This window comes from Pseudomonas sp. SO81 (genome assembly GCF_030374125.1).
Taxonomy (GTDB): domain Bacteria; phylum Pseudomonadota; class Gammaproteobacteria; order Pseudomonadales; family Pseudomonadaceae; genus Aquipseudomonas.
On sequence record NZ_CP126126.1, the window covers coordinates 2,443,619 to 2,452,989 of the forward strand.

The 9,371-nt window shown below is 64.0% G+C and carries 3 protein-coding genes; all 3 read right to left on the bottom strand.

Annotated features, from left to right (window positions below; genetic code table 11):
* Positions 1 to 3 precede the first annotated feature (3 nt).
* Positions 4 to 7,479, bottom strand: coding sequence for a thrombospondin type 3 repeat-containing protein (locus OH686_RS11550; RefSeq protein ID WP_289532708.1), 7,476 nt, complete (start codon positions 7,477 to 7,479; stop codon positions 4 to 6).
* An 81-nt stretch (positions 7,480 to 7,560) separates the two neighbouring features.
* Positions 7,561 to 8,427, bottom strand: a complete 867-nt coding sequence (locus OH686_RS11555) for a peptidyl-prolyl cis-trans isomerase (protein ID WP_289532709.1) — start codon at positions 8,425 to 8,427, stop codon at positions 7,561 to 7,563.
* A complete protein-coding gene (locus OH686_RS11560) occupies positions 8,414 to 9,283 on the bottom strand; it encodes a peptidylprolyl isomerase (protein WP_289532711.1) in 870 nt (289 codons plus the stop codon). Before OH686_RS11560 ends, OH686_RS11555 begins: the two co-directional genes overlap by 14 nt.
* Positions 9,284 to 9,371: the final 88 nt, after the last annotated feature.

Sequence of the window (9,371 nt, forward strand, 5' to 3'; positions counted from 1 at the left end):
GAGTCATTGTCCCTGGGCCGCCTGGGCGGCCTTGATCACGCTATACAGTTCCGCCTGCAGCTGGCGCAGGTTGATATCGCCTGCCGCATAGGCCTGCAATGCAGGCTGAGCTTCCAGCCCTGCCAGGGCGAAGCCGAGCAGATCCAGACTACTCAGCTCCAGCTTGCCCACACTGCGAACGCGGAAGTTGTCGATTACCCCGACGCCGACCGGCACAACGCGGCCAGCTTCCGGATCGAGACCGACGATCACGACGTGGCCGCCGTCCTCCGGTAGGTATTCATGGCTGTCGCCCAGCGGCAACGCTGCCAGATCTAGGCTCACCTCGCCCTCCACACGGACCCCGCCCGGCTGTAGCGAGTACATCCAGTAGGGCATCGCCATGGGATCGACCGGGAATGGCAGCTCGGTGATGGTGAGCATCTGGGCATGCACATCGCCCTGTTGCTGGCCATCGGGGAACTGCAGGCGTGCCTGGGTGAGATCCAGCTTGACCTCACCCTGCAGCAGGCTGAACTGCTCGCCACCACGCAGCGGAACGTAGGGCAGCTCCGAACTGAGCTGCGGCAACGGTACGCGGCCGATGTCGTTGAGGGCACCCTGCTGGACCGTAATCGCGCGGCTGCTGCTGCCGTAGCTCTTGTTCGCCTGGCCCGGGTTGAGTTGCAGCTGGTACTGGCCCCCAGCGATGTTGCGCTCGGCACCTTCAGCGAAGCCGAAGCTGAAACCACCATCGCGATTGGTGACGGTACTGCGCCCCAATTCCTCGATACGCACCTCGACGTTGACTGCTGGCTGGCTCAACTGGTCCATCAAAGTACCAGTGATAAGAGTCGGTAGCGGGCGGGTGCGGTAGCGGATGCGCCCAAGCTCCTCGCCGGCGTAGGTCGCCTCGACCGTGATTTCCGCGTCGTAGGCCAGATCCTGCTCGGGGTAGAAGGCGACCACCTGGCTGCCCGGCAGCTCCGACAGCTTGCCGCTGACCGGCTGGAAGTCGCGATTGACGTCCACAAGCTGGTGTCCCTTGGCGTTCAGCTCGTCGGTGCCCAGGCCGTCCAGGTCGACATAACTCTTACCGTGTGCCGTCTCGAAGACCTTGACATCGAGCTTGCTCAGATCGATGGCCTGGTTGAAGTAGAAGCCGATGAAGTCGTTCGGCTCGACATCGCGCGCACCGTTGTCGGGCGAGATGCGCTCCAACGCCAGCGGTACCTGCACCGGAGTGACTACCTTGATCGTCCGGCTGCTCTGCGCCATCACCTGCTGAGTGGCGTTCTGCAGCACGGCGAGCAAGCGATATTCACCGCTTTGCGCCGGTATCTGCAGGTTGGCACTCTTTAGCGTGGTGTCGCCGGCAAGCTCGGCCTCGCTCAGGGTATCGCCATTGGCCGACAGCAGCACCGCGCGGGGTACCAGCTGGCCACTGAGGTCCTCGATGCGCGCCGCCACCTGCAGGTCGATCGGCTGCCCCAGGTTTAGCAATTCGGTGCCCTCGGTCGGCAGCACCCAGTTGATCGCGGCCTGCCCCGACAGCTCCAGACTGTACTCGCGGCGCAGCTGGTTGCCGGCCTGGTCGCGCGCGTCCAGCGTCAGGGTGACCGGTTGCCCCAGAGACAGCGCCACCCTGGTGGAGAAGCGGAACTCGCCCGCCTGGGCACCCGGCTGCAGGGCCACGTCGTTACCATTGATCTGGAAGCTGGCCGGATTGCTCTCCCGCAGCGTACCGCTGACCGGGAAGGGTTGCTCGCTGACGCGGTTCTCCGCCGGCAGGTCCACCAGTTGCTGGTCGAGGATGATCTGCGGCAGCTGCTTGTCCAGCTGCCAACTGAGGCTCTGGCGCTTCTCCTGGCCGGTACGATCCCGCGCCAGCAGTTCGACGCTGAACGAGGACTGCCCGGCGGGCACATTCAGCACCTCGCGCAGATCCATCAGTTGCTGACCTACCTCGCGCAGAACCAGGCTGCGCCCGTTCAGGCTGACCCGATCGAGCCCCGCCTCGGCGTAGACCTGGCCAGTCAGCACGAAGCCTTCGCCGGGCAGCAGGCTGCCATTCACCGGCGACAGGTTATCGAAGCGCGGCGGCTGGAAGCTGGCTTGCGGCGGCTGGTAGGTGACCAGAATGGTCCGCTGCACGCTGCGCTGATCGATCTTGGCCTGGATCGCCAGGGTGTTGTTGCCGGGCTGCAGCGTGATGGCCGGGGACTGGAAGCCGAACTCCGTCACCTGGGAGGTAGGTGTGAGCGTCGCGATCTGGCCGTTGACCTGCACCTCCATCTTCTGCGCGGGGCTGTCGCTGCGCAGAATGCCTCGCACCACCAGAGTGGCACTGTTGAGGACGGCACCCTGGTGGGGATAGTCGATGACCAGGCCGATGTCGCTGGCGGGAATCACTCGCTCCACGGTACGGATCAGCCGCGCGCTGTTGCCCGCCTTGTCGAAGGCCGTCAGGGTGAGCAGGTTGCTACCTTCCAGCAACGGAACGCTGGCGGTCCATTTGCCATTCTGCAGGGTCACGGCGAAGCGCGCGTTCGGATAACGATCCGAGGCGAATTCGAGCCGATCCACTCCCGATCGGGCGTCGCTGACACTACCGGTCAGGCTCACGCTGTCCTCGTTGACGCTGATGACTTCGGGGCCGTCGATGCTGACCTCCGGCGCCTGGCGGTCCGGGAAGTCCGCCGCATCGTTCGGGTTGGTGCCGGCAGCCTCTTCGTCCTGGTTGCTGACGTCATCACCGTCGCGGTCCGGGTCGGCGTTGTCGCCGATACGGTCACCATCGAGGTCCTTGCTCTCGGTCTTGTCGTCCGGGAAGGCGTCTTGGTCGTTGGCTACGTCATCACCATCGCGGTCGCTGTCCAGGCTGTCCGGGATACCGTCCTTGTCCTGGTCCACCGGCACGCTGGAAGCGTTGTTCGGGTCGGTACCGGCCTGGCTCTCGTAGTCGTTGGAGATGCCGTCGCCATCGCGGTCCGGGTCGGCGTTGTCGCCGATACGATCACCGTCGAGGTCCTTGCTCTCGGTCTTGTCGTCCGGGAAGGCGTCCTGGTCGTTGGCCACGCCGTCGCCATCACGGTCGCTGTCCAGGCTGTCCGGGATACCGTCCTTGTCCTGATCCGCCGGCACGCTGGAGGCGTTGTTCGGGTCGGTACCCGCCTGGCTCTCGTAGTCGTTGGAGATGCCGTCGCCATCGCGGTCCGGGTCGGCGTTGTCGCCGATGCGGTCACCGTCGAGGTCCTTGCTTTCGGTCTTGTCGTCCGGGAAGGCGTCCTGGTCGTTGGCTACGCCATCACCATCCCGGTCGCTGTCCAGGCTGTCCGGGATACCGTCCTTGTCCTGATCCGCCGGCACGCTGGAGGCGTTGTTCGGATCGGTACCGGCCTGAGTCTCATAGTCGTTGGAGATGCCGTCGCCATCGCGGTCCGGGTCGGCGTTGTCGCCGATACGGTCACCGTCCAGGTCCTTGCTCTCGGTCTTGTCGTCCGGGAAGGCGTCCTGGTCGTTGGCTACACCGTCGCCGTCACGATCACTGTCCAGACTGTCCGGGATACCGTCCTTGTCCTGATCCGCCGGCACGCTGGAGGCGTTGTTCGGGTCGGTACCGGCTTGGGTCTCGTAGTCGTTGGAGATGCCGTCGCCGTCACGGTCCGGGTCGGAATTGTCGCCAATGCCGTCGCGGTCGAGGTCTTTGCTCTCCGCCGGATTGTCCGGCAAGGCATCCTGCTCGTTGGGCACGCCATCGCCGTCGCGGTCACTGTCCAGGCTGTCCGGGATGCCGTCCTTGTCCTGGTCGGATGGTTTGCTGTTGGCATCGTTCGGGTTCGTATCGGCCTGGCTCTCGTAGTCATTGGAGATGCCGTCGCCGTCGCGGTCCGGGTCGGCGTTGTCGCCAATGCGGTCACCGTCCAGATCGCTGCTCTCCGCCGGATCGCTGGGGAAAGCATCGTTCGGGTTGAGCACACCATCTCCATCCAGGTCGTTGTCCAGGCTGTCGGGAATGCCGTCCTTGTCCTGATCCGCCGGCACGCTGGAGGCGTTGTTCGGATCGGTACCGGCCTGAGTCTCATAGTCGTTGGAGATGCCGTCGCCATCGCGGTCCGGATCGGCGTTGTCGCCGATGCGGTCACCGTCGAGGTCCTTGCTCTCGGTCTTGTCGTCGGGGAAAGCGTCCTGCTCGTTGGCCACGCCATCACCATCGCGGTCGCTGTCCAGGCTGTCCGGGATACCGTCCTTGTCCTGGTCTGGCGGCACGCTGGAGGCGTTGTTCGGATCGGTACCGGCCTGAGTCTCATAGTCGTTGGAGATGCCGTCGCCGTCACGGTCCGGGTCGGCGTTGTCGCCGATACGGTCACCGTCCAGGTCCTTGCTCTCGGTCTTGTCGTCCGGAAACGCATCCTGGTCGTTGGTCACACCGTCGCCGTCACGATCACTGTCCAGGCTGTCCGGAATACCGTCCTTGTCTTGATCCGCCGGCACGCTCGCCGAATTGTTCGGATCGGTACCGGCCTGGCTCTCGTAGTCGTTGGAGATACCGTCGCCATCACGGTCCGTATCGGCGTTGTCGCCAATACGGTCGCCGTCTAAATCCTTGGATTCGGTCTTGTCGTCCGGGAACGCGTCCTGGTCGTTGGCTACGCCGTCGCCATCGCGGTCGCTGTCCAGACTGTCCGGGATACCGTCCTGGTCCTGGTCCGGCGGCACGCTCGCCGCATTGTTCGGATCGGTGCCGGCCTGAGTCTCGTAGTCGTTGGAGATGCCGTCGCCATCGCGGTCCGGGTCGGCGTTGTCGCCGATGCGGTCACCGTCCAGGTCCTTGCTCTCGGTCTTGTCGTCCGGGAAGGCGTCTTGCTCGTTGGCTACGCCGTCGCCATCGCGGTCGCTGTCCAGGCTGTCCGGGATACCGTCCTTGTCCTGGTCCGGTGGTACGCTGGAGGCGTTGTTCGGGTCGGTACCGGCCTGGGCCTCGTAGTCGTTGGAGATGCCGTCGCCATCACGGTCCGGGTCGGCGTTGTCGCCGGTGCCGTCGCCATCGAGGTCGCTGAACTCACCAGAATTGTCGGGGAACAGGTCTATATCGTTGGGAACGCCATCGCCGTCACGGTCTATATCCAGCGAGTCAGGCACACCGTCCCGGTCGATATCGGAGGGAGTCTGGGCAGGGTTGTTCGGGTCAGTGCCAACCTGCGTCTCGTAGTCGTTGGAGATGCCGTCGCCATCGCGGTCCGGGTCGGCGTTGTCGCCGATACCGTCGCGGTCGAGGTCCTTGCTCTCGGCCTTGTCGTCCGGGAAGGCGTCCTGCTCGTTGGCCACGCCGTCGCCATCGCGGTCGCTGTCCAGACTGTCCGGGATACCGTCCTTGTCCTGGTCCGGCGGCACGCTGGTGGCATTGTTCGGATCGGTACCGGCCTGGCTCTCGTAGTCGTTGGAGATACCGTCGCCATCACGGTCCGTATCGGCGTTGTCGCCGATGCGGTCACCGTCCAGGTCCTTGCTCTCGGTCTTGTCGTCCGGGAAGGCGTCCTGGTCGTTGGCCACGCCGTCGCCGTCGCGATCAGAGTCAACGGCATCCGGAATGCCATCGCCATCCTGATCGGCAGGCACGCTGTTGGGGTCGTCCGGGTTGGATCCGGCCTGCTCTTCATGTTCGTTGGAAACACCATCGCCGTCGCGGTCCGGATCCTGGCTGTCGCCTATGCCATCGCCGTCCAGGTCACAGAGCATGCCGAAGTCCACGGCCGCAAGCGCTGTCGGGTTGAAATGGGTGCGCGCCAGTGCCTCGAGAGCCACATTGCCGGCCACCGCGCCGCCATACAGCAGGGCGCCGTACTGTTGCGTAAGCTTGCCTCGGCTATAGACAAAGCCCGCCAGGGTCGAACTGGACGCCAGGGTCACATTCCCTTCGCTCAACAGCAGAAGACGCGAAGGATCTCCCGGCTGCTCGTACCCCGTCGCGTTGATTCGTGCCTGCCAGGGCAGCTCCAGCCCACCGAGCAGGTGCAGCCTGACCGTCCCTTGGCCGACAGGCTGTATGCGTGCCTCACTGGCCAGAGTCAGTTTCTCGACCCAGTAATCACCGGGGGCCAGTTCGACGACACCGCGATAGCCGATATCCAGCTCGCGCAGGCGGTAGGTACCAGGCGTGGTAAATCGCGCCTTGGCCAGGCCGCCAACAGCGAGGCGCGCCCACTCCTTGCGGCCACCGTCCAGCACCGCGCTACCGGCAAACACTACATCCTGACGGTAGGTATCGGCAGTCTTTAGGAAGGCAGGCAGTTTAGGCACCACCGCGGTGGAATAACTGGCCTGGCAGTTCTGGGCGCCACAGCTACGAGCGGTGGATGCGAAGCTATTCTCGACCAACAGCGCCGGCAGGTAGGTAGACGGAGCGTCGCGCAGCTGGGCATTCAGGCCGAAGCTGATACGCCCTTCGTTGCCATGGGTCTGCAGACCCTTGCTGAAGGCGGCAACACAAAGGTTGGTCTGAGTGGGAGGCGGAGCTACCTGGGGAGTGCTGCGCGAATCCCGGGCATTGCTACCGGCCAGACGCTCGCGCTCATCATCGTATCCGTCGCCATCGGTATCCTCGTCGAACAGGTCCAGCGAACCATCACTGTCCAGGTCGGCGCGCTCGTTGCACTGACGATTCCAGTCCAGCGTTCCGATCGCCGCCTCACGGGTGATCACGCGCGCTGCAACGGCCAGATCGGCACTGCGGGCATTGAGTGCCCCGCTCAGAAGAGCCGAGAAGGCTGCACGATAATCCCCGTCCACATAGGCCAGAGCGTTGACCGTACTGGAAGACTCCTGGGTCAGGTTGCCACGAACGAAGAGCTGCAGGGCCTCCGCCCGTCCCGATCCATCATCGACGCCATTGATGCGAGCCTGGAAGGGCACGTTGATGGGGCTGCCCACCATCAGGCGCACGGTGCCGTCGGGGATACGGATCTGGCTGTTGGCCGCCATGTCCAGCTGGCCGATCCAGTAGCGACCGGGCGCCAGGGTGACCTTGGCGCCATAGGCCAGGCTCAGCCGCTCTATGTAGTAGGCTTGATGGCGCGGGTTGAAGCTGAGGGTGGCCCCCGCTCCCAGCTCGACGGCCCGATAGCGGTTCATTTCGCTACCACCAGCCTCGGCTACCGCGAGGTAGCTGACCCGCAGGTCATGCTGGCTGCTTGTAGAGGGGAAGACGAGAGCTCCCAGATCGGCAGCGGCAAAGCCACTGGCCTGGCAGTTGACGCTGCCGCAACTGGGCGAGCCCCAGGCATTTTGCACCCGCAGGCTATCTATCTGGGGAGTCGGATTGCCAACCAGCTGGCCGCCCCACTGAAAGTTGATCCCGCCGGAACCATGGGTCTGGAGGCCACCGGAGAACACGGCCCGGCAACTTTCGGCAGCATGCGCCCAACCGCCGGTCGCACTCAGCAACCAGACGAGCCCCGCCCACAGCAGGCGCTGCTTGGCCCCCCCCTTCAGCATCCCCATAGCCCTTCCGTCCGCTTGATACAGCTACCCTGCCGCTGTCCTTCTCTAGCCAGCATCCGCCGACCGTTCGTGGTCGCTCGTCTAACGCGAGCTGTACTGCACCTTCACTTGTTCCACGGCCTGAGCACTCAGCTCTTTCACGGCCTTCTTCAGGGCCTGCGGCGCCAATTTCTCACGAATGGCTGCGCTGACCTCGGCCAATGGCTTGGCCGGCAGTTTCTGCTCCGCAGTCACGCGTACCAGCAGGAGCTGTCCGTTGGTATACAGCGGCGCCAGGCTACCCGTCGCAGTGCCCTCTACAAGGCTGCGCAACGGCTGGCCCAGCATCTCGGGCCTAAGCTTGTTCTGCCGGTACTCCAGGGGCCGCCCCGCCGTGCGCCAGGATGCCACCAGAGCCTGCCAGTCGCCTTTCTGGACCTCTGCCCCGCTGAGCAGCGTAATCAGCTCCGAGCGCTGGCGCTCGTCCAGTTCGGTGGTGCTGGCGATGATCTCGAAGCTCTTCTCCACACCGCCGCCGAACTCCTCGGGATGGCGGTTGTAGTAGTCCGCCACCATTTCGGTGCTGACCGGCTCGGGAGTCGCATGCTCCTGCAGGTAGTGACGAACCAGCAACTCCTCCCGATAGGCCTGCGCCTTCAAGTCCAGCTGCTGTTTCTCGGAGGCATCCAGCTCACGTTCGGCGAGCAAGGCCATGGCACGACTACTGACCAGGCTGTCGAGGATCTTGCGCTCGACCTCCTCGTTGGCGAACAGAGGCGCAGAGTCACCGAGCGTGCGCTCGATGGTCAGCTCCAGCTGCGCCCTGGTGATCGGCGACTCGTCAACGGTCACCAGAGTCGCCGAAGGCTCGACCGGAACGTCCTTCAGCGCCTGCTGCGAATCATCCTCGCAACCGACCAGGCCCCACCCGACAAACAGACAGCCCAGAACCCAGTTAGCTCTTTGCACTGTCGTTCCCTGCCTGGACTTCAGCTTTCTCAGGCTCGGCCTTCTTCTCGATCTTCGCGGCCTGCTTCAGGCGATCCAGCTCGGCCTGCTTGGCCTCCTGACGCAAGCGATAACGGATGTCTCCGCTCACCGCCTCGAACGGCTGCTTGATGACCTGGGGGCCTTCTATGACCTTGATGACATGGAAGCCGAAGGGCGTCACCACGGGCTCGGAAAGCTCACCGGCCTTCATGGCGAATACCTTGCTGCTGAAGGTCGGGTCGATAGCCCCTTCCTGCAACCAACCGAGATCCCCACCTTGCTGGGCGGACAAAAGGTCTTCGGAATACTCCTTGGCCAGAGCGGTGAAGTCTTCCTGGGCGTTGGCCCGGGAATAGACCTCCTGCGCCTTGGTCAGCAGCGCCTGCCGCTCGGCGTCGCTCATGGCTGAGTTGGTGCGCAGCAGGATATGCGCGACATGGACCTTCTTGGCCTGGAACTGGTCGGGATTGGTCGCGTAGAAGTTGCGTACCGCCTCGTCGGTAACCCGCTCGCGCAGGTACTCCTCGAAGTAACGACTGATCAGCATCTGCTTGCGGAACTCGGAGACCTCGGCCTCGATCTGATCCACAGGCAACAGCCCCTGCTCTTCGATCTGCCCTGCCAGGCCTTCGCGCTCCAGATAGTCGTCGAGCTCGCGACCGACCCATTCGGCATTCTGCGCGGGGACACGCTTGAGCTTCAGGTACGCATCGAAACGATCCTGGGTGACCGGCTTGCCATTTACTTCGGCGATGCTTTCACTACCACCCTCGCATCCCACCAGGAACGCCGACGCCAGGGATACCGCCAGAACAAGGCGCGGGAACTGCTTCATTGATCACCACCTTTATAAGATCTAATTCCTTTTACGCAGTGCGCGATGCATGCAAACGCGCAAATCTATATGCGACCCGCCCCACAAA